This is a genomic window from Amycolatopsis sp. NPDC005003, assembly GCF_053600695.1.
The window spans coordinates 445,699-466,584 of the sequence record NZ_JBSGAI010000001.1 but is presented as its reverse complement, the minus strand read 5'-3'; the positions used below and the strand labels follow the sequence as shown (position 1 = coordinate 466,584).

The window sequence follows — 20,886 nt, the reverse complement described above, 5'->3', positions numbered from 1 at the left end:
CCTAGTCGGAGACGGCCTCGGAGATCCAGGGGGCCACCGGCAGGTCGCGGTCCAGGCACTCCACCGACAGCCGGATGGTCCAGCGCAGCGCCTGCAGGACGAGGCTGTCGACCTCGTCCGGGGCCGCGTTGGCGAGGGCGATCTCGACCTGCTCCTGCGCGGCCTCGGTGTTGCCGTGGACTTCCGCGAGCAGCGTGCGGACCGCGGTCCGCACCGGCGGGTCGGCCTGGTCGATCGAGACCTCTTCGCCGTCCTCGTCGAACACCTGGACCTTCACCGGGGCGCTGCCGCCGTCGCCGAGGGTGGAGACCATCGCACTGCACTCGCCGAAGAGCAGCAGCATCAGGGCCTTCGTCTCGTCCGCGCGGGCCTGCGGCTCGGCCGCCGTCGGGGCGACCTCGCCCAGCGCTTCGGCGTCGTCGCCGAGGCTCAGCGCCGTCAACGCGCGCTGGGCCTTCTCGACGAGCCGGCGCTCCTGCTCGCTCCAATCCGGGTCCACGTGCCCCATCAAACACCACGACGGCGCTCGGCGGGATACCTTGATCCGCCGATGGCCATCAGGCCGCGCGAAGGGCACCCAGCGCGAGCCGGCAGAGCAGTTCGGCGAGTTCGTCATCACCGAGATGGCGGTTGTACGGGGTCGAGTTGATCAGTCCGAACACGGCGTGCGCGGCCGACCGCGCCTGCCGTTCGCCCAGCTCCGGGACGGCCTCGCGGATCACGCGCACCCACACCTCGACGTACTGGCGCTGGAGCGCGCGCACCTGCTTGCGGTCGGCGTCGGTGAGGTTGGCGAGGTTGCGCTCCTGAACGGTGATCAACGCCGGGTGCGCGAGCGCGAAGTCGACGTGGAACCGCACGAGGCCGGTCAGCGTGTCGTCCGGCGCACCCGGCCGGGCCGCACGGGCCGTGCCGCCGTCGAGCAGGTAGCGGCTGATCGAGTTCAGCATCTCGCCGAGGATCGCGTCCTTGCTGCGGAAGTGCCGGTACAGCCCCGGGCCGGAGATGCCGACCGCGGCGCCGATGTCGTCGATGCCGACGCCGTGGAAGCCGTGGTGGGCGAACAGCTCGGCGGCCGCGGACAGGATCTGTTCGCGCCTGCTCGCCTTCTCGCCGTTCACGAGAGGGGTGGGATTGGCCGGCATCCGGTCATAGTAGAGCGGCAGGTTAGCGAGCGCTAACGTCCCGGTCCGGGGCGGATGCCGGCCGGGCCGGATCACACGAACGGCGACGTGCCCAGGTTCACGCCCTTGGCGGTACCCATCGAGTTCACCGAGGCGCTCTGGGTGAGAACCCGCCCGAAGCAAACCGACCAGGAGTTCGCCGCGACGCCCGACGACGCGCACGACCAGAGGCCGAGTTCGGTCCCGGCCGAGGTGTACAGGTCCATGGCCGCGTACGCGGAGAAGAGGGCCGTCCGGTTGTTGCGCACGATCACCGCCCCCTGCACGGAGGCCCCGCTTGCCGACCTGATCGCGCAGACCTGGGCGAGCACGCTGGTGGCGATCGTCTTCGAGCCGGCGCAGTGCCACGTGGCGGAGCTGGAGGTGATCGGGTTGGTGTTGCCGTAGGCGCGCCAGGAGCCGCTTTCCGCGGCCGCGGCGGTGCCCGTGGTCGCCGCGGCCAGCCCCAGGCCCGCGGCGACGGTGATCAAGCCGGCGACGGCTTTGCGTGTGAACGCCATCGGAGTCCCCTCTCGTCGAGCCCCGGTCGCCGGGGCTTCCCCGGGTAATTGCGTGGCGCGGGCCGGTGGTTGAGGGGCAAACGGCCTATTCACTCGAATGTCGCTGACGAACCGCTGATGTTTCACACTTCCGGTGTGGGCCGAGTGGGTACCTACCGGTAACAAGGGGTTCCTTGTCAGCCTCCCACCTGCTGTTCTATTTGGGTCGGCCCTGTCACAAAGGAGTGACCCATGGCTGTTCCCACCCGTAATTTCAGGCGATCCCTCCTACGGTTGAGCACGGCCCTGGGGGCCGTTGTCCTTGCCAGTCTCGGCGTCACGGGCCTCGCCCAAGCCGCCGGCACCGTCTACGCCGCGCTCGGCGACTCCTACTCCTCGGGGGTCGGAGCCGGCAGCTACGGCAGTTCCGGGAGCTGTTACCGCAGCTCCAAGGCCTACTCGCAGCTGTGGGCCAACGCCCACAGCGGCACCTCGTTCACGTTCCTCGCCTGCTCGGGGGCGAAGACCGGGGACGTGATCAACCAGGCGAACTCGATCCCCTCGTCGGCCACGCTCGTCACGGTGACCGTCGGCGGGAACGACGCCGGGTTCAGCGACGTGATCACCACCTGCACCCTGGGCAGTGACTCCGACTGCGTGAACCGCGTCAACACGGCCAAGGCGTACGTGAACAACACGTTCCCGCCGCTGCTGACCAACACCTACAACGCGATCAAGGCCAAGGCGCCGGGTGCCCGGCTCGTCGTCCTGTCCTACCCGCGCTTCTACACCGTGCCCGGCTCCTGCTGGGTGGGGCTGAGCGACACCAAGCGGTCGGCGATCAACTCCGGCGCGGACGCGCTCGCGTCGGTGACCCAGTCGCGGGCGGCCTCGGCGGGGGCGACCTTCGTCGACGTCCGGCCGTCGTTCGCCGGGCACAACATCTGCTCGTCGGCGGATGACTACCTGCACAGCCTGACCTGGCCGGTGATCGAGTCCTATCACCCGACCGCGGCCGGGCAGTCGGGCGGCTACTACGCCCCGCTGCGGGCGGCGATCGGCTGATCTGCCCCGTGACGGCCACCCCGGTCCGCCGGGGTGGCCGTTCGCGCGTTCCGGCGACTGGACACCCACGTTAGCGGTCGCTAACATCGAGGCGGAGGTTAACGACCGCTAACGTCGAGGGAGCCCATGGACACGCCGGTACTGGGGACGGCCGCCGCCCCGGACAGCGAGGCCTACGCCCGCAACGCCACCTCCCACGCGGAGCTGGTGGAAGACCTCCGCAAACGCCTGTCGGCCGCCCGGCTCGGCGGGCCGGAGAAGGCCCGCACCCGGCACGTCGAGCGCGGCAAGCTGCTGCCGCGCGACCGCGTCGACACGCTGCTGGACCCGGGCTCGCCGTTCCTCGAGCTGTCCCCGCTGGCCGCGAACGGCCTCTACGACGACGAAGCGCCGTCGGCCGGCATCATCACCGGCGTCGGGCGGGTTTCGGGCCGGGAGTGCGTGGTCGTCGCCAACGACGCCACCGTCAAGGGCGGCACGTACTACCCGATGACGGTGAAGAAGCACCTGCGCGCCCAGGAGGTCGCGCTGCACAACAACCTGCCGTGCGTCTACCTGGTGGACTCCGGCGGCGCGTTCCTGCCCCGGCAGGACGAGGTCTTCCCGGATCGTGAACACTTCGGCCGGATCTTCTACAACCAGGCGACGATGTCCGCGCGCGGCATCCCGCAGATCGCCGCGGTGCTCGGCTCCTGCACCGCGGGCGGCGCGTACGTCCCGGCGATGAGCGACGAAGCCGTGATCGTCCGGAACCAGGGCACGATCTTCCTCGGCGGCCCGCCGCTGGTGAAGGCGGCGACCGGCGAGGTCGTCACGGCGGAAGAGCTCGGCGGCGGCGACGTCCACGCCCGCCAGTCCGGTGTCACCGACCACCTGGCCGACGACGACGCCCACGCGCTGCGGATCGTCCGCTCGATCGTATCGACGCTCGGGCCGCGCACCCCGCGTCCCTGGGACGTCCTGCCGACCGAAGCGCCCGCCGTCGACCCGGCCGAGCTGTACGGCGTCGTGCCGACCGACCCGCGCGTGCCCTACGACGTGCGCGAGGTGATCGCCCGGATCGTCGACGGCAGCCGGTTCGGCGAGTTCAAGAAGGAGTACGGGTCGACGCTGGTCACCGGCTTCGCCCGGATCCACGGCCACCCGGTCGGCATCATCGCGAACAACGGCGTGCTGTTCGCCGAGTCGGCGATGAAGGGCGCGCACTTCATCGAGCTGTGCGACAAGCGCTCGATCCCGCTGCTGTTCCTGCAGAACATCACCGGCTTCATGGTCGGGCGCGCGTACGAGGCGGGCGGCATCGCCAAGCACGGCGCGAAGATGGTCACGGCGGTGGCGTGCGCGCGGGTGCCGAAGCTGACCGTCGTGATCGGCGGCTCGTTCGGCGCGGGCAACTACTCGATGTGCGGCCGCGCGTACTCGCCGCGGTTCCTGTGGATGTGGCCGAACGCGCGGATCTCGGTGATGGGCGGCGAGCAGGCGGCTTCGGTGCTCTCGACCGTCCGCCGCGACTCGATCGAGGCCCGCGGCGGCGAATGGTCCGTCGAGGACGAAGAGGCGTTCAAGGACCCGATCCGCGAGCAGTACGAGGCTCAGGGCAGCCCGTACTACTCCACCGCGCGGCTGTGGGACGACGGCGTCATCGACCCGGCGGACACCCGCACCGTGCTCGGCCTCGCGCTCTCGGCCGCGGCCAATGCGCCGCTGGCCGAGGTCAACTACGGCGTCTTCCGGATGTGAGGGGCATGTTCGACTCAGTGTTGGTCGCGAACCGGGGCGAGATCGCGGTCCGGGTCATCCGCACGCTGCGAGCACTCGGCATCCGCGCGGTCGCCGTGTACAGCGACGCGGACGCCGACGCGCGGCACGTCCGGGAGGCGCACACGGCCGTGCGCATCGGCCCGGCGGAGGCCGCTCGCAGTTACCTGAACATTCCGGCCATTGTGGACGCCGCGGTGTCCTCCGGTGCGCAGGCGGTGCACCCGGGGTACGGCTTCCTGGCCGAGAACGCCGAGTTCGCGCGCGCCTGCGAGGCCGCCGGGCTGGTGTTCATCGGGCCGCCCGTCGCGGCGATCGACGCCATGGGCGACAAGATCCGCGCCAAGGCGACGGTGTCCGCGGCCGGTGTTCCGGTCGTGCCCGGCGCGTCCGATGTGGACATCCCGGACGGCGACTTCGCCTCGGCCGCCGCGAAAGTCGGCTACCCGCTGCTGCTCAAGCCGTCCGCCGGCGGTGGTGGCAAGGGCATGCGGCTGGTGCACGCGCCCGACGAGCTGGACGCCGCGATCGAGTCGGCGCGGCGGGAAGCCAAGGGGTCCTTCGGCGACGACACGCTGCTGATGGAACGGTTCGTCACGACTCCACGGCACATCGAGATCCAGGTGCTGGCCGACACGCACGGCAACGTCATCCACCTCGGCGAGCGCGAGTGCAGCCTGCAGCGGCGGCACCAGAAGATCATCGAGGAAGCGCCTTCGGTGCTGCTCGATCCCGCGACGCGGGAGAAGATGGGCTCGGCGGCGGCCGAGGCCGCGCGCTCGGTCGGGTACGTCGGCGCCGGGACCGTCGAGTTCATCATGTCGGCCCACGACCCCGACGAGTTCTTCTTCATGGAGATGAACACCCGGCTGCAGGTCGAGCACCCGGTCACCGAACTGGTCACCGGCCTCGACCTCGTCGAGTGGCAGGTCCGGGTGGCGGCGGGGGAACACCTTTCCGTGGCGCAGGACGACGTGGTGTTGAACGGCCACGCCGTCGAGGCGCGCGTGTACGCCGAAGACCCGGCGCGCGGCTTCATCCCGACCGGCGGCACGGTGCTGGCGGTGCACGAGCCATCCGGCGACGGCGTCCGCGTCGACTCGTGGATGACGCCGGGCGCGGTGGTCGGCTCGAACTACGACCCGATGCTGGCCAAGGTCATCGCCTGGGGCCCGGACCGCGCGGCCGCGCTGCACCGGCTCGACCTGGCCCTGGCCGACACGGCGTTGCTGGGCATCGGCACGAACACGGCGTTCCTGCGCGGCCTGCTGGCCGACGCCGATGTCCGAGCGGGCAAGCTCGACACCGAACTCGTCGACCGGCGGCTGTCCACTTTGGTCTCCTCGGACGTGCCCGCGGAGTTCTTCGTGGCGGCCGCGCTGGACCGGTTCCTCGAACTGCAGCCGTCCGGGCCCGTCGTGGACCCGTGGGACGTGCCGGACGGCTGGCGGATGGGCGGCTCCGGCGGGGTGACGTTCCGGCTGAAGTCCGGCACCGCCCGTGCGGTGGTCCGGGTGCAGGGCACGCCCGCCGCGGCGACGGTGTTCGTCGACGACGCGTCGCCGGTGCACGTGTCGGCCCGGCGTGACGGCGACGTTCTGGAGGTCCGGCACGCCGGCGGGTTCCACCGCTACCGGCAGGCCTGCGGTCCGGATCGGACGGTCTGGCTCGCGCGTGACGGGCTCAGCTTCCCCTTCGGGGACCAGGAGTTCGTGCTCTCGTCCCGCGGCGAGGCCGCCGGGGCCGGGCCGGTCACCAGCCCGATGCCGGGCACGGTGCTCGTGGTGAAGGTCGCGGCCGGGGACGTCGTGCGCGCCGGGACGCCGTTGCTGGTCGTCGAAGCGATGAAGATGGAGCACACGGTCACCGCGCCGATCGACGGCGTGGTCAGCGAGCTCCCCGTCCGGGCCGGCCAACAGGTCGCGCTCGACGAAACCCTAGCCGTAGTGACGCCCCACGAGGAGCAGCAGTGATCGACTTTCGCCTGGACGAGGAGTACGAGTCCCTCCGCAAGACCGTCGAGGACTTCGCGCACGCCGAGGTCGCGCCGGTGATCGGCGAGCTGTACGAGAAGGAAGAATTCCCGTACGCGATCGTCGCGAAGATGGGCGAGATGGGCCTGTTCGGCCTGCCGTTCGCCGAGGAGTTCGGCGGCATGGGCGGCGACTACTTCGCGCTGTGCCTGGCGCTGGAGGAGCTGGCCCGGGTCGACTCCTCGGTCGCGATCACCCTGGAAGCAGGGGTTTCCCTCGGCGCCATGCCGATCTACCGATTCGGGACGCAGGAGCAGAAGGAGAAGTGGCTCCCCGACCTGTGCGCGGGGACGGCGTTGGGCGGCTTCGGCCTGACGGAACCGGGCGGCGGCTCGGACGCCGGCGCGACGCGCACCCGCGCTCGCCAGGACGGCGACGAGTGGGTGGTCAACGGCAGCAAGGCGTTCATCACGAACTCGGGCACGGACATCACCCGGTTCGTCACCGCCACCGCGGTCACCGACGTGATGGAGAACGGCCGCAAGGAGATCTCGGCGATCCTCATCCCGTCCGGCACGCCGGGCTTCGCCGTGGCGCCCAAGTACTCGAAGGTCGGCTGGAACTGCTCGGACACCCACGAACTGTCCTTTTCGGACGTTCGGGTGCCGGTGGAGAACCTGATCGGCGTCCGCGGCCGCGGGTACGCGCAGTTCCTGTCCATCCTGGACGAAGGCCGGGTCGCGATCGCCGCGCTGTCGGTCGGTCTCGCGCAGGGCTGCGTGGACGAGTGCCTGCGCTACGTGAAGGACCGGGTGGCGTTCGGCAAGCGGATCGGCGAGTACCAGGCGATCCAGTTCAAGATCGCGGACATGGAGGTCCGCACGCACACCGCCCGCCTGGCGTACTACCAGGCGGCGTCGAAGATGCTGCGCGGCGAGCCGTTCAAGAAGGAGGCGTCGATCGCGAAGCTGGTGGCGTCGAACGCGGCGATGGACAACGCGCGCGACGCCACGCAGATCTTCGGCGGCTACGGGTTCATGAACGAGTTCCCGGTGAGCCGCTTCTACCGCGACGCGAAGATCCTGGAGATCGGCGAGGGGACGAGCGAGGTCCAGAAGATGCTGATCTCGCGCCACCTCGGCGTGGCCTGATTCAGGGCTGCTGCTTCTTGTCCTCCTCGGCCCACGCGGCTTCCGCCTGCATCTGGATGTCGGTGAGGCCGCGGTCGACCTGCACGATGTCCTTGCCCGCCCAGCCGACGAAGTTCTTCGAGCTCTTGGCGTCGGAGAGGGCCTTCAGCATCGGGAAGTAGTCCGGGTGCTTGGCCTTCAGCCAGTCCTCGACGAACTTCGTCTTCTTGTAGCTGTCGCCGAACTTCGTCTTCAGCCAGTCCTCGTGCTTCTTGATGGTCGAGATGTCGTGGTCGCTCAGGTGCGACTTCGGCGGCGCGGGCTTGGGTGGGGGTGGCAGCGGGCGCGAGAAGTTCGGCACGGTGCCGTCGCCCGGCGGCCGGGTGCTCGGCGTGGCGCCGCCGGCCCCCGGCGTGTTGTGGGTGACCGCGGTGCCCGGCGGTGGCGGCAGCGGCCGCGAGAAGTTGGGCACGGTGTTCCCGCCGCCCGGGCGCGGCACCGGCGTCATTTCGTGGCCCGCGCTCGAGGAGGAGCCAGGCTTCCCCTTGACCAGCTTCGACAGCCCGGTGAGCCGGGCCAGCGTGCGCCCGGCGTAGGCGACGACCTTGGCGAGCTTGGCCGCCATCGCCGCCACCTGCACCGAGACCTGCACGACGATCTTGCTCACCCCGACGGCGATCGACGCGCCGAAGGTGAACGCGGCCATCGCGAGGGCGATCAGCATCGTCGAGATGATGTCGCCCAGGATCGTCGTGATGATGTCGCGCAGCAGCGCGCGGACCGCGGCGATCAGCGCGCCGGTGGTCTCGACCATGTAGCCGGCGACGTCCGACGCCTTCGCGTTCGCGTCGATCCAGCCCTTCCGGTCGTCGATCGACTTCTTGAAGCTGTCGTAGCCCTTGCCCTGCCACTGGGTGATCGTCGACTTGAGCGTCTTGTCGAGGTCCTCGCCGGTGTTGCGCAGGCTTTCGCCGATCTTGTGCAGCTCGTTGGCGACCTTCGTGACCTCCGACGGGTTGCCCGCGACCTGGTCCAGCGGCCACTTCAGGAACGAGACGTGCTCGATCAGCCAGCCCAGGCCCGCGGCGATCAGCTTCGAAAGCGGGTCCATGACGAACGCGACGGTGTCGAGCGCGGCGCTGACGAGGTTGATGCCCAGCTCCACGCTGACGGCCGCGAGGTCGCCCCCGTGCTCGGTCCGGACCTTGCCGATCGAGTCGCCGACCTGCTTCCAGCTGTCGAAGACGCCGGCCCCGGTCGTGGAGTTCGACGCCGTGATGGGAACGGTCACTTGCCCAGCTCCGTCTCGAAGGTGCTCAAACCCTGCGCCGTGTTCGAGTCGTGGGTGGCGTACGTTTCGGCCGCCTTCTTCACGTCGGCCGCGGACTTGCCGATGTCCCCGGCGAGCTTGCCGATCTCGCCGGTGATCACCGCCATCGTGATCCGCGAAGGCACGGCGAGCACCTGCGCGAGCAGGATGCCGAACGCGGCGTTGTCGAACCCGTTGGCGGCCTGCATCCGGTTCGCGGCGTCCTGCACCGCCGGTTGCGTGGTGCCCGACAGGAACTGGCTGAACTTCTGCAGCTCGGCCGGGTCGACCGAGAATCCTGCTCCGGAAACCACGGTTCCCTTCCCTCCTACCAGGGGTTGCTCTCGTCGTCTTCGTCCGGCTCGGGCCGGGGACGGCGACGCGGCGGACCGTGCTGCGGTGGCGGCGGGCGGTGCGCAGGCGGCACCTCTTGCTCCGGCATGAACACCTCGCTCTTGCCGGGTGGCGTTCCTTCGTCCGGTTCGGGCGACGGCAGGAACTCGTCGAGCAGCCCGCGGGCGGCCGAGTTCTCGCCCACCATGCCGCTGAACGCCTCGGCGACCTGGGCCGAGACCTTCTGCTGCGCGCGGCCGACCAGCTGCATCACCAAGCCGGAAAGGGCTTGCGGGGGCCGCTCGTACGCGCGAGGGCCGAACCGGAGGTCCTGCAGGACCCCGCTCGGGCCGACCGTCACCGAGACCGCTCCGTCCGGCGATTGCACGCTGGCCGTGGCGGCTTGGAGTTTTTCCTGGGCTGCCGCGGCTCTTGCCTGGATCTCCGCGAGCTCCGCGCCGAACGCGGCCAAGGCGTCGCCGTCGGGCACTGACTGGGTCAATTTGTCCTTCTCGCAAAGGAGGTCGTGAACAGGAGAAGTCAATCAGCGCCCGTTGAACTGCGGATGACACGGACGGAGCCACCGGCTGAACGCCGCCAGGTCGGCTCGCGCTGGACAACGATAACTATACCGGTATAGTTATCGCCATGGTCGAGATCAAAACGGAGTCCGAGCTGGCGATGATGCGCGAAGCGGGGCGGGTGGTGGCGAACGCGCTGCACGCGGTCAAGGAAGCGGCCGCGATCGGCGTCTCCCTGCGCGAGCTGGACGAGGTCGCTGCCCAGGTCATCAGCGAGGCCGGTGCGAAGCCGTCGTTCCTGCACTACCAGCCGCGGTCCGCGCCGACGCCCTACCCGAACGTCCTCTGCGCCAGCGTCAACGACGTCGTGGTGCACGGAATCCCGACGGCGTACCGCATCCAGGACGGCGACCTGGTGAGCATCGACTGCGGCGCGATCCTCGACGGCTGGAACGGCGACGCGGCGATCAGCTTCGTCGTCGGCACGGCCGACCCCGCCGACCTCGCGCTGATCGAGGCGACCGAGCGGGCGCTCGTCGCGGGGATCGCCGCCGCCCAGCCGGGCGCGAAGCTCGGCGACATCTCGTACGCGATCGGTGCGTCCGGCCGCGCGTCGGGCTACGGCATGGTCGAGGACCACGGCGGGCACGGCATCGGCCGGGCGATGCACGAAGACCCGCACCTGCCGAACGAAGGCCGCGCGGGCCGCGGAATGCGGCTCAAGCCCGGTCTCGCGCTGGCGATCGAGCCGATGCTCACCCGGGGTGGCGACGCCTACCGGTACGCCGCGGACGGCTGGTCGATCCTGACCGCCGACGGCAGCCGGGCCGCGCACGTCGAGCACACCATCGCCATCACCGAAGACGGCCCGCGCGTGCTCACCGTGCGGTAGACAGAGGGGATGGACAACATCGTCATCCGGTCGGGTGATTCTGGGGACGTCGACACGCTGCTGCGCTTCTTCGACGAGGCCGTCGAATGGCTGGTCGCCCGCGGCAGCGCGAAGCAGTGGGGCACCGAGCCGTGGAGCCGCGTCCCGAAGCGGGTCGAACGGGTCAAGATCATGGCTGCCGACCCGGGCCTGCGCATCGCGGTGGTCGACGGCGAGCCCGCCGGCGCGCTGATCGTTTCGGAGGAACACGACCCGCACGTGCCCGCGGTGGACGAGCGCGAGCTGTACGTCCGCCTGCTCATCACGTCGCGGCGGTTCACCGGGCGGCGCGTCGGCGGGCGCCTGGTCGAGTACGCGCTCGACGAGGCCCGGCGGCGCGGCATCGACCTCGTGCGCGTCGACTGCTGGGCCGGCGGCGACGGCGAACTGCAGCGGTACTACGAGAGCCAGGGGTTCAAGCCGACCGTCCGGTTCGCCGTTGACGAGTGGGTGGGCCAGGTGCTGGAACAGCGCGTGGGTTAGCACCCGCGCCGGGGCGAGCGGCTCGGGGTGGCGCCGTCCCGCTTCAGGGGCGACACTGTTGACGCGGTGCCAACAGACGAAGGAGTCGCCATGGCCGAGGAACTCGCGGGCAAGGTCGTCGTCATCACCGGTGGCGGGCAGGGGATCGGCGCGGCGACCGCGTCGGCGCTGTCGCGATGGGGCGCGAAGGTGGTGATCGGCGACCTCGACCAGGTCCGCGCCGAGAAGACCGCCGGCGAACTGGGGGCCGAAGCGCTGCCGCTGGACGTCACCGACATCCGCGGGTTCACCGGATTCCTCGACGAGGTCGAGCGCCGCCACGGTCGGATCGACGTGCTGATCAACAACGCCGGCATCATGCCGCTCGGCGACCTCGACACCGAAAGCGACGCGACGACCCGGCGTCAGCTGGAGACCAACCTGCACGCCGTCATCCACGGCACGCGCGAGGCGGTGAAGCGGATGCGGCCGCGGCGGTCCGGGCACATCGTCAACGTCGCTTCGTTCGCGGGCAAGGCCGGCTTCCCCGGCGCGGCGACCTACTGCGCCACCAAGCACGCCGTCGTCGGGCTGTCCGAGGCGGTGCACCTGGAGCTGCACGGCAGCGGGGTGCACGTCTCGTGCGTGATGCCGGGCATCGTGCGGACGGAGCTCGCGAGCGGCCTCGCCGAGGCGAAGCTGTTCAAGTCCGTGCGGCCGGAAGATGTGGCGGACGCCATCGTATCCGCGCTGCGCAAGCCTCGTTTCGACGTCTTCGTGCCCCGCTCGCTGGGCACTATGGGCAAGCTCACGCGGCTGCTGCCGCGGCGGGCCGGTGAGGCGTTCGCGCGGGCGTTGAAAGCGGACCGGCTTTTGGCTTCAGCAGCCCATTCCCCGGCCCGCGCGGCCTACGAAGCCCGGGCCGCGGAGAGCGGGCCCGGGGTAACTCGGACGGACTAGCGACCGTCCGAATTGGACGTGCTTGCCGGGTGCTTGCGGGTGTGCTGATGTTGAGTCCGCCCGCCCGGCCCGGCAAGATTGCCTCCGGATCGGCTTTTGGAGGCGCGAGAACAATGGTTTCACCACCCGCACGGCTGGCCGCCGCGGCGTCGAACGTGGTCGGCAAGGTGCTGCACGGCGGCGTCGCCGACCTGCGCCCGATGCCGCGGGTGCTGATCGACCAGGGCCCCAACCGCTCGCTGTACCGGATGACGCACAGCGGCGGGACGGTGTCCGGCCCCCCGATCCTGCTGGTACCCCCACTGGCGGCGCCGGCGATCTGCTTCGACCTGCGCCGCGGCTGCAGCTTGATCGAGCACCTGATCGAGGGCGGCCGCAACACCTACCTGGTCGACTACGGCATGGTGGCGTTCTCCGACCGGCGCCTGGGCATCGAGCACTGGATCGACGAGGTCCTGCCGCGCGCGATCCGCCGCGTGAGCGCGGACGCCGGGGGCCAGGACGTGCACCTGGTGTCGTGGTCGCTGGGCGGCATCTTCTCGCTGCTGGTGAACGCGGACCAGCCGGACCTCCCGATCGCCTCGATCACCGCGATCGGCTCGCCGGTCGACTTCACGGCCATCCCGATCGTGGCACCGTTCCGCCCGCTGGTGGACCTCACGAACGGCCACCTCCTGACCCCGATCTACCGGGCGTTCGGCGGCGCACCGTCCTATTTGGTCAGCCGGGTCTTTCGGGCCACGGGCATCAGCAAGGAAATCACCAAGCCACTGGCGATCCTGTCTCATCTCGACGACCGTGATTATCTGGCCCAGATCGAGGCGGTCGACCACTTCATGAGCAACATGTACGCGTACCCGGGCCGCACGTTCGGCCAGCTGTACCACCGCCTGTTCCGCACGAACGACCTGGCGGAGGGCAAGGTGGACCTGAACGGCCGGATCATTTCGCTGTCGTCGGTCCGAGTGCCGACCCTGGTGGTGGCGGGTGAGAACGACACGATCGCGCCGAGGCCGTCGGTGGAGCGCGTGGTGGAGCTGCTGGACAAGGCCCCGGAGGTCCGCTTCAAGACGGCCCCGGGAGGGCACCTGGGGGTCTTGACGGGCCGGAAGGCCCGCGGGACTACCTGGCGTTACTTGGACGAGTTCCTGGACGACCAGATAGCGAGTCTGCCGCGGCGGTCGTGAGTGGTAATTAGGGTTCTAACCCTAATTACCACTCACGACAAGCCGCGGAAGAAACTTCACTTCAGCTCAGCCGAAGTCTTCCCGAGGATCCGGCGAGCCACGATGAGCTGCTGAATCTGCTGCGTCCCCTCGAAGATGTCCAGAATCTTCGCGTCCCGCGCCCACTTCTCGAGCAGCGACTCCTCGCTGTAGGCCCCGGTCAGCTCGACGCACTTCAGCGCGATCTCCACCACCGACCGCCCCGCCTTGGCCTTTGCCATGGATGCCTGCAGGGAGTTCGGCTTGCGGTTGTCCGCCATCCAGGCCGATTCCAGCGTCAGCAGGTACGCCGACTCGTAGTCCGCTTCCAGGCGGAGGAACTCGGCCGCCGCCGCGTGCTGGGCGTTGGCCGGGCGGTCGTAGTCGATCTCGATGCCCGCCTCGGTGAGGATGCGCTTCGTCTCCTCCAGGGCCGCGCGCGCGACGCCGATCGCCATCGCCGCCACCAGGGGGCGGGTGTTGTCGAACGTCTGCATGACGCCCGCGAAACCCTTTTTGGTGTCGATCTCCGGCGTGCCCAGCAGATTCTCGCGAGGGACGCGGCAGTTCTCGAAGCGCAGCACCGCCGTGTCCGAAGCGCGGATGCCGAGCTTGTGCTCGGTGCGCACGACCTCGAAACCGGGAGTGCCCTTTTCGACCACGAACGACTTGATCGCCGCGCGGCCCTTGGACTTGTCGAGCGTCGCCCACACGACCACCGCGTCCGCGCGCTCGCCCGAGGTCACGAAGATCTTCTCGCCGTTCAACACGTAGTGGTCGCCGTCGAGACGAGCCGTCGTGCTGACCGCCGCCGAGTCCGAACCGAAGGACGGCTCGGTGATCGCCATCGCCGCCCACATGCCCTTGAAACGCTCGAGCTGCTCGTCCGTCGCCACCGAGCCGATCGCCGCGTTGCCGAGGCCCTGGCGCGGCATGGACAGCAGCAGGCCGACGTCGCCCCAGCACATCTCGATCGTGCCGAGCACGACGTTCAGGTTGGCGCCGTTGCGATTTCCCTTGGCGGAATCGTCGGAGCCGGAGCGACGCACACCCGCCGCGCCCGCGCCGCCCTCGCCGGACGAATTCAAGCCGTCCAGCAGTGCCGCGAACATGTCCAGCTCGCTCGGGTACGTGTGCTCCGCGCGGTCGTACTTGCGCGAGATCGGCCGGAACACCTCGGCCGCGGCCTGGTACGCCTGGTTGATCAGCGCGCCGGCCTTCTTGGGGACTTCCAGGTTGATCATTGGTCCAAAGCCTTTCCGAAGCCTAGAGAAGGACGGCGCCTTCCATGACGCCGATGGCGCGCAGGTCCCGGTACCAGCGCTCGACCGGGTGCTCCTTGACGTAGCCGTGCCCGCCGAGCAGCTGCACGCCCGCGTTGCCGATCTGCATGCCCTTGTCCACGGCCAGCTTCCGCGCCAGCGCGACCTCGCGGGCGTAGGACTTGCCCTGCTCGGCCCGCGCCGCGGCGCGCAGCGTGACCAGCCGCAGGCCCTCCAGCTCGATCGCGATGTCCGCGACCGAGAACGCGACCGCCTGCCGGTGGCTGATCGGCTCGCCGAAGGCCACCCGCTCGTTGACGTAGGGGACGACGTAGTCGAGGACGGCCTTCGCGGTGCCGGCCGCCAGTGCCGCCCAGCCCAGCCGCGAGAGCCGGACGACCTCGGCGAAGACGTCCGCCTTCCCGCCGCCGAGCAACGCACCCGCGGGCAGGTGGACGTGCTCCAAGTGCAGCTTGCCGGTCGCCGCGCCGCGCAGGCCCATCGCCGGCTCGGCCTCGATGGACACCCCGGCGCTCGACGACTCGACGAGGAACAGCGCCGGCCCGCGGCCTTCGAGATCGGCCGACACGACGAACAGCTCCGCCTGCGTCGCCCGCGGGACCAGCGACTTCACGCCGTCGAGCTGGTAGCCCTTCGGGGTGCGGCGCGCCTTCGTGACGGGCTTGAAGGGGTCGTAGAGCGCTTTCTGCTCCTGCAGAGCCAGCGCGGCGGCCGGGACGTGCTCGCCGGTGAACGCGGGCAGGTAGTCGGCCTGCTGCTGCTCGTCACCCCAGCTGACCAGCGCGGTGCTGACCGCGGACGGCGCGAGCACGGCCACGGCCAGGCCGAGGTCCCCGTGCGCAAGCGCTTCCGCGACGAGCGCGTTGGTCACCACCGAGCGTTCCGTGCCGACACCGCCGAGCTCCTCCGGGATGCCGACCAGGCTGATGCCCAGCTCGGCGGCCCGGCTCAGCAGGCCTTCCGGCGCCTCGAGCTTGGCGTCGGCGTCCGCGGCGGCCGGCCGCAGCTGCTCGGCGGCGAACTCGGTCACCGTCTCGACGATGAGCTGCTGGTCCTCGGTCGGTGTGAGGTCGAACAGCCCGGTGTCGGCGGCCGGCGTGAGCCGGGCGGGCTTGCCCAGCTTCTGCACCGACTTGAACGACCGGGTAGCCGCGCCGGCGACGCGGAAGCCGTTCCGGGTCCCCGCGGTGACCAGGCCTTCGAGGGGCTTCCGCAACCCGGCCCGATCGACGACCTTGCTCCCGGCGAGCCGGGTCAGCGCGGACAGGCCCCAGCCCATCGCGTCCCGTTTCCTTGGCGCAGCCATGTGGCCCTCCATCCCGTTACCTACTCGCCAGTAGGTTAACCCGGGGGCCGGGATAGCGCCAGTGCAGGGTCGGTCAGGAGTGCGCGATGTGCACTTTCCTGCGCCACTCGGCGAACCGGATGCGCTCGAAAGTGATGAGCCCGAGCACCAGCGCCGCGGTGATCAGCAGCAGCGCGGCGGCCGGCACGTGCTCCAGCAACGGCGTCACCGCGACCAACAGGAGACCGACGACCAGCCGCTGGACGTTCCAGCTGCCGAGGTTGCGCTTGCGCAGGGCGCTCAGCGCGATCAGGTAGAGCGCGAGGCCGCCGGTCAGTGTCCAGATCGGCACGCCGTGCAGCGCCTCGCCGGGGGTGTGGTGCTCGGTGTCGGCGATGTAGAGGAAGGCCTTCTTCAGGCCGAGCGCGACCAGCACGATCCCGGCGATCAGCGGCAGGTGCAGGAAGGTGTAGGAGTCGGTGGCCAGCTTCGTGCGCTCGGTCCCGGTCGCCTGGGTGAGCCGGTGTTCGGACACGCGCGCGACGACGTCGAAGTAGGTCCACCACATCCCGGCGGCCAGCCCCAGCCCGCACACGGCGGCCCCGGCGACCAGCCACGACATCGGCAGCGCCCCGATCCCGATCCCGATGGCGACGATCGACTCACCGAGCGCGATGATCACGATGAGCCCGAACCGCTCGGCGAAGTGCGCGGGCGAGTTCAGCCGCCACCCGTCCGGCCCGGTGAGGTAGACGTTCAGGTAGTCGACCAGCAGCGCGACGACCCACAGCCCCAGCTGCCACGGCCCGCCGAGGAAGGCGGCCACCCCGAGCAGCACGACGCTCGGCAGCAGCCCGACGAACATCTTGAGCAGCACCCGCCGCAGTCCCTGGTCGTTCTTCGCCGCGCCCAGGTACGCGACGAGGTGCAACAGCCGCACGAGCGCGTAGCAGACGACGAAGAGAGCGGGCGCGTACAACCCGCCGGGGTGGTCGACGAAGGCTTCCGGGATGGTCAGCGACACCAGGAACATCACGGCCATCGCGCCGAACATCGCCAGCCTGGCGATCCCGTGGTCGACATGAATGGTGTTCCCGAGCCAGGCGTAGGAGCACCAGCACCACCACAGCACGGCGAGCATGGCCACCCCCTGCCCGACGCCGGTGGGGCTCAGGTGGTCGGCCATCAGCTGGGTCGTCTGCGTGATGGCGTAGACGAAGACCAGGTCGAAGAACAGTTCGATGGTGGAGACGCGGTGGTCCTCATCCGCGCTCACCAGGTGCAGGCGTGTCGTGGGCACGCCGAATTATGGACGAAAACATGTCAAGTGACTCCGGTTTTGTCGTAACGCCCTGCGCGAACGTGGCCCAGCGTGCACAGGTCTGGGACAATGAGCACGGACGTGGGGAGGTGGGTCGTGCATTCCTATGCGGCCGCGCACCACAAGACGATCATGGCCGTCGACATCGCCGGCTACAACGATCCCCGGCGGACGACGGCGCACCGGCTGGTCGTCCACGAGGGGTTCTGGAAGATCATGCGCACGGCGTTCGCGGACGCCGGCATCCCCTGGGACGCGCTCTTCAGGGAGAACACCGGCGACGGTGTGATGATCCACCTGCCGACGGAGGTGGCGAAGGCGGACCTGGTGGCCGAGCTGCCGGACCGGATGCTGGCCGAGCTGCGCCGCTACAACGAGGTGCACGCGGACGAGGCGAACGTGCGCCTGCGAATGGCCCTCCACGCGGGCGAGGTCTACCAAGGAAGTCACGGGACGATCAGCGACGCGAACAGTTACGCGTTCCGGCTCCTGGACGCGGCCGAGGTCAAAGACGCGTTGAAAGCGTCGAAAGCGGTACTGGCGCTGGTCGTGTCGAACACGTTCTACGAGGACGTGGTGCGCGCGGACCCGGCCGCGGACGCGCCGTCGTACCGCCGGATCCCCATCGAGAACAAGGAAACGAAGACCGAAGCCTGGCTGCGCCTGCTGGGCGCGGTCACGAACGGGTTCCCGGTGGCGGTGCCCGCCACGCCCGCGGCCCCGGACTTCCCGGCGCTCGTGGCGGCTCTGCTGGCGGTACCGTGCGTGCGTAAGGCGGAAAGCCGGCAGCTGCTGCTGGAGTTGTTGCCCCGGCGGGAAATCGCCGACCTCGTGCCCCACCACGCCGAAGACCGCCTGCACGTGATCGCGCTGGCGCGCACCTGCCTGCGCTTCGACGGTGGGCTCCACGACCTGCTGGAGACGGTCAAGACCGTCGAACCGGGATCGCCACAGGTGTCGGCGCTGGCCGCGATCGTCGGCCAATGGCCCGAGCGGCCGCCTTGGTGAGCGGCCGGTTCCGCTTTCGGCGGTGTCCCGCGTGTCAGCTTTTTGCCCTTTTGTGATTACGCCGAACAGGTAAACTCACGATCTTCGGTGCGCTTCTCGGGGTGGAGGTGAGGGTGAAGCAGGGGCATCCCGGCCTGGGCATCGCGGTCCGCAAAGCAGTGGTGGACGAGCTCGTGGTGGCCGGCTTCGCCGACGACAAATCGATTCGCACCCTGATGGTGAGCGAACTGCGGGAGGCGCTCGATCACCCATTCACCTTTTCGGAGCAGCTGACCGGCCGTGACCAGTTGATCGAGATCGTTTCCGCGTGCTGTCGGCTGGCGGAAGGATTGACGGCGCTGGCGGACGTGATCGAATTCCTCCGGCCCGGGAGCAAGGAGTGCGCGGAGGTGCGCGCGCTCGTCACGTCGGTGCGGATGCACGAAGTCGTCCCGGAAGCCGAACAAGAAAAACTGCGGGAACGGTTGGCGGGTTTCACACCGCCGGGACTCGGCATGGCCGTCCGCCGCGCCGCCCGTTATGTGTCTCCGCCGCCTCGCTACGAAGACGCGTCCGCGGCGTTTTCCGGGCTCTCCGATTTCAACGCCGGGCCGGGGGAACTGCCACCCCTGCTGATCTTCGTCGAACTGATCGCCGGCGAATGCGACGACGACCTCGCGGCGGAGCTGCGCGCGTGGTCCGACGGTCAGGTGCGGCGGCTTCGCCTCGGCGACGCCCTGGAACAGCTGCGCGCGGAACTGGCCGCCGTCCGCCCGGCGCCGGGCACGCTGCACCTGTTGATCGTGGTGCGCCCGGACCCGATCGAGGAGGGCTTGTACGAGCTGTCTTGCTGGCGGCAGGAGGATCCGGACGACTGGTCCTTGTCGAGGGGCGAAGCCGCGCTGGTCCGCGAAAGCGAGCTGGAGCGTCGCGTCGACGTGCTGATCGCCGAAACCGAACAAGCCTGGTCGCAGGTGGTGTCCGACGTCGTCGTGGAGTTCGTCCTGCCGCGTGCGCTGCTGAACCTGCCGGTGCATTCCTGGGCGACCGAACGTGCTTCCGGTGCGCCGAAGCCGTTGTACCTCAGTTACCAAACGGTCGTGCGGTCACTGGAACGGATGAGCGCGCCGCGCTGGCACCGCGTCTGGCGACAACGGTGGGAGTCGTGGGTGGGCGATCCTTCGTTCGAACGGGTGTATTTCTGCCGGGCCGGGGACCGGCACGATCCACTTCGGCTCGAAGCAATATTGAGCAACGAGCAATGGGCGATGACGGTGCTGACCGAATCGCCGCCGGTCAGCGCGATCTCCGGCCAGGACGAGCTTTTGCCGGCGTTGCGGACCGGGGTCCCGGTCATCGTCTGGCACCCATCGGCCCCTTCGGAAGTCGTTCGGGAAGTGGTAGCCTTACTGGCCGAAAGCAGTGGTGGATTGGGGGATTTGCCCGCACTGGTAAGGGAGTCTCGGCTGGACGCGCTTCGGAATCCGCCGTCGTCGGGCGATGGCGGAGCACTCACGGACCTGGTGGTGCTATGGGACGACCCGAATCGGTTGCTTCCCATTGGCGAAACCGGGATCGTGGGGCGCCCCGAAGGAGGTGCCGAGCAACGTGACCGAGCTTCCTGAGCATCGCGCCGGAGGGCCGTCGCATCCGGACAGCCCGCCCGATTGGTGGATTTACCGTGGGACCGGACGGCCGCTGCGCGACATCCGGCTGGCCGACCGGTTGCCGGATCCACCGCCGTGGCGGACGTTTCGCGGGGCCGCGCTGCCGGAGCGGGACGTCTTCCCGCCGGACGACGGCGAGATCGAGCGCAAGCTGGGGACTGAGCTCAGCTATTCCGCCCGCGACGTCGACCCGCACGAGGCGGAAATGGTCAACGCGGCGCTGTACCTGCGGCGGCCGTTGCTGGTGACGGGCCGCCCGGGCAGCGGCAAGTCGTCGCTGGCCTACCGGATTTCGCGGGAGCTGGGGCTGGGGCGCGTCCTGCGCTGGGCCATCACGTCGCAGACCACGCTCAGGTCGGGCCTCTACGACTACGACGCGATCGGCCGGGTGCAGGCTGCCGCGGCCTGGAAGGAACTCGCCGAGGCCGGCACGAGAGCGCAGGGCGAGGTGCCGATCGGTGAGTTCGTCCGATTGGGCGAGCTCGGCACGGCTTTCCTGCCGCGCCGGTTGCCGCGCGTGCTCCTGGTCGACGAGCTGGACAAGTCGGAGTCGGACCTGCCGCACGACCTGCTGGGGTTGTTCGAGGACGGCGAGTTCGTGATTCCCGAGCTGGCCCGGGACGCGCGCCGCTCGACGTCGGCGGAGGTGTTCACGGCGGATCCCGGCTACACCGCCGAAATCCGCGACGGCCGCGTCCGGTGCGCGGCGTTCCCGGTCGTGGTGATCACCAGCAACGGTGAGCGGGAGTTCCCGCCCGCCTTTCTCCGCAGGTGCCTGCGGCTCGAGACGCGTGAGCCGGACGCCGGCCAGCTCGCGGCCATGGTGGCGGCGCACGCCCTGGACACCGACGGCGGCCGGGCCGGGCTGATCGAAGACTTCATCGCGCGCAGCGCGGCCGTCGGCGGCCTGCCCGCGGACAAACTGCTCGACGCGGTCTTCCTGGCGACTTCAGGTGCCTACCGGCCGGAGGACGGAGCGTGGCCGCGGCTCGTCGATGCGCTGTGGCGGCAGCTCAGCCAGCAGGTGCCGTGA

The 20,886-nt window shown here is 69.8% G+C and carries 20 protein-coding genes; 11 read left to right on the top strand and 9 right to left on the bottom strand.

Annotated features, from left to right (window positions below; genetic code table 11):
* Position 1: 1 nt before the first annotated feature.
* The 3 genes from ACWED2_RS02255 to ACWED2_RS02245 form a co-directional block, all read right to left on the bottom strand.
* Entirely contained in the window at positions 2–508 is a 507-nt protein-coding gene (locus ACWED2_RS02255) for a hypothetical protein (RefSeq protein WP_449659945.1), read from the bottom strand.
* Between the two features lie 49 nt (positions 509–557).
* Entirely contained in the window at positions 558–1,145 is a 588-nt protein-coding gene (locus ACWED2_RS02250; RefSeq protein ID WP_167454987.1) for an SACE_7040 family transcriptional regulator, read from the bottom strand.
* A gap of 71 nt (positions 1,146–1,216) precedes the next feature.
* Positions 1,217–1,684: a hypothetical protein gene (locus ACWED2_RS02245; RefSeq protein WP_449688589.1), complete on the bottom strand. Its 468-nt coding sequence runs from the start codon at positions 1,682–1,684 to the stop codon at positions 1,217–1,219.
* A 273-nt stretch (positions 1,685–1,957) separates the two neighbouring features.
* Between ACWED2_RS02245 and ACWED2_RS02240 the strand changes: the two genes are divergently transcribed.
* The 4 genes from ACWED2_RS02240 to ACWED2_RS02225 all read left to right on the top strand — a co-directional run bounded on the left by ACWED2_RS02240 (position 1,958) and on the right by ACWED2_RS02225 (position 7,610).
* On the top strand, positions 1,958–2,728 hold the full coding sequence (locus tag ACWED2_RS02240) for an SGNH/GDSL hydrolase family protein (protein ID WP_449688588.1): 771 nt from the start codon (positions 1,958–1,960) through the stop codon (positions 2,726–2,728).
* A 126-nt stretch (positions 2,729–2,854) separates the two neighbouring features.
* On the top strand, positions 2,855–4,468 hold the full coding sequence (locus tag ACWED2_RS02235; protein ID WP_449688587.1) for a carboxyl transferase domain-containing protein: 1,614 nt from the start codon (positions 2,855–2,857) through the stop codon (positions 4,466–4,468).
* 5 nt (positions 4,469–4,473) lie between these two features.
* On the top strand, positions 4,474–6,459 hold the full coding sequence (locus ACWED2_RS02230; protein ID WP_449688586.1) for an acetyl-CoA carboxylase biotin carboxylase subunit: 1,986 nt from the start codon (positions 4,474–4,476) through the stop codon (positions 6,457–6,459).
* Positions 6,456–7,610 (top strand): acyl-CoA dehydrogenase family protein, encoded by a 1,155-nt coding sequence (locus ACWED2_RS02225; protein ID WP_449688585.1) that lies wholly within the window; start codon positions 6,456–6,458, stop codon positions 7,608–7,610. The genes ACWED2_RS02230 and ACWED2_RS02225 overlap by 4 nt, the downstream gene beginning before the upstream one ends.
* Position 7,611: 1 nt before the next feature.
* On the opposite strand, the gene ACWED2_RS02220 is transcribed toward ACWED2_RS02225, so the two are convergent.
* From ACWED2_RS02220 to ACWED2_RS02210, 3 genes are read right to left on the bottom strand one after another with little or no spacing between them, the layout of a single operon-like run.
* Positions 7,612–8,880 (bottom strand): hypothetical protein, encoded by a 1,269-nt coding sequence (locus ACWED2_RS02220; protein WP_449688584.1) that lies wholly within the window; start codon positions 8,878–8,880, stop codon positions 7,612–7,614.
* On the bottom strand, positions 8,877–9,212 hold the full coding sequence (locus tag ACWED2_RS02215; RefSeq protein ID WP_449688583.1) for a hypothetical protein: 336 nt from the start codon (positions 9,210–9,212) through the stop codon (positions 8,877–8,879). Before ACWED2_RS02215 ends, ACWED2_RS02220 begins: the two co-directional genes overlap by 4 nt.
* Before the next feature lie 14 nt (positions 9,213–9,226).
* Positions 9,227–9,733: a YbaB/EbfC family nucleoid-associated protein gene (locus ACWED2_RS02210; protein ID WP_449688582.1), complete on the bottom strand. Its 507-nt coding sequence runs from the start codon at positions 9,731–9,733 to the stop codon at positions 9,227–9,229.
* Between the two features lie 146 nt (positions 9,734–9,879).
* On the opposite strand from ACWED2_RS02210, the gene map reads away from it, so the two are divergent.
* From map to ACWED2_RS02190, 4 genes are all read left to right on the top strand, one after another.
* Complete coding sequence (gene map / locus ACWED2_RS02205; protein WP_449688581.1) at positions 9,880–10,644, top strand: type I methionyl aminopeptidase; 765 nt, start codon at positions 9,880–9,882, stop codon at positions 10,642–10,644.
* Between the two features lie 9 nt (positions 10,645–10,653).
* Positions 10,654–11,166: a GNAT family N-acetyltransferase gene (locus ACWED2_RS02200; protein ID WP_449688579.1), complete on the top strand. Its 513-nt coding sequence runs from the start codon at positions 10,654–10,656 to the stop codon at positions 11,164–11,166.
* Between the two features lie 90 nt (positions 11,167–11,256).
* The gene (locus ACWED2_RS02195; RefSeq protein WP_449688578.1) at positions 11,257–12,105 is read left to right on the top strand and encodes an SDR family oxidoreductase; all 849 of its coding nucleotides are present in this window, start codon (positions 11,257–11,259) and stop codon (positions 12,103–12,105) included.
* Positions 12,106–12,218: 113 nt separating this feature from the next.
* Entirely contained in the window at positions 12,219–13,292 is a 1,074-nt protein-coding gene (locus ACWED2_RS02190) for an alpha/beta fold hydrolase (protein WP_449688577.1), read from the top strand.
* Positions 13,293–13,348: 56 nt separating this feature from the next.
* Here the strand turns inward: ACWED2_RS02190 and ACWED2_RS02185 are convergent, their stop codons facing one another.
* The 3 genes from ACWED2_RS02185 to ACWED2_RS02175 all read right to left on the bottom strand — a co-directional run bounded on the left by ACWED2_RS02185 (position 13,349) and on the right by ACWED2_RS02175 (position 17,178).
* Positions 13,349–14,554: an acyl-CoA dehydrogenase family protein gene (locus ACWED2_RS02185; RefSeq protein WP_449688576.1), complete on the bottom strand. Its 1,206-nt coding sequence runs from the start codon at positions 14,552–14,554 to the stop codon at positions 13,349–13,351.
* A 22-nt stretch (positions 14,555–14,576) separates the two neighbouring features.
* Positions 14,577–15,872 (bottom strand): acyl-CoA dehydrogenase family protein, encoded by a 1,296-nt coding sequence (locus ACWED2_RS02180; RefSeq protein ID WP_449688648.1) that lies wholly within the window; start codon positions 15,870–15,872, stop codon positions 14,577–14,579.
* Between the two features lie 100 nt (positions 15,873–15,972).
* Positions 15,973–17,178 (bottom strand): low temperature requirement protein A, encoded by a 1,206-nt coding sequence (locus ACWED2_RS02175; RefSeq protein ID WP_449688575.1) that lies wholly within the window; start codon positions 17,176–17,178, stop codon positions 15,973–15,975.
* Between the two features lie 90 nt (positions 17,179–17,268).
* On the opposite strand from ACWED2_RS02175, the gene ACWED2_RS02170 reads away from it, so the two are divergent.
* The 3 genes from ACWED2_RS02170 to ACWED2_RS02160 all read left to right on the top strand — a co-directional run bounded on the left by ACWED2_RS02170 (position 17,269) and on the right by ACWED2_RS02160 (position 20,886).
* On the top strand, positions 17,269–18,207 hold the full coding sequence (locus ACWED2_RS02170) for an effector-associated domain 2-containing protein (RefSeq protein ID WP_449688574.1): 939 nt from the start codon (positions 17,269–17,271) through the stop codon (positions 18,205–18,207).
* 113 nt (positions 18,208–18,320) lie between these two features.
* Entirely contained in the window at positions 18,321–19,811 is a 1,491-nt protein-coding gene (locus ACWED2_RS02165) for a VMAP-C domain-containing protein (protein ID WP_449688573.1), read from the top strand.
* Positions 19,795–20,886 carry an AAA family ATPase gene (locus tag ACWED2_RS02160; protein ID WP_449688572.1) on the top strand — a complete coding sequence of 364 codons (1,092 nt, stop codon included), beginning with the start codon at positions 19,795–19,797 and terminating at the stop codon, positions 20,884–20,886. The genes ACWED2_RS02165 and ACWED2_RS02160 overlap by 17 nt, the downstream gene beginning before the upstream one ends.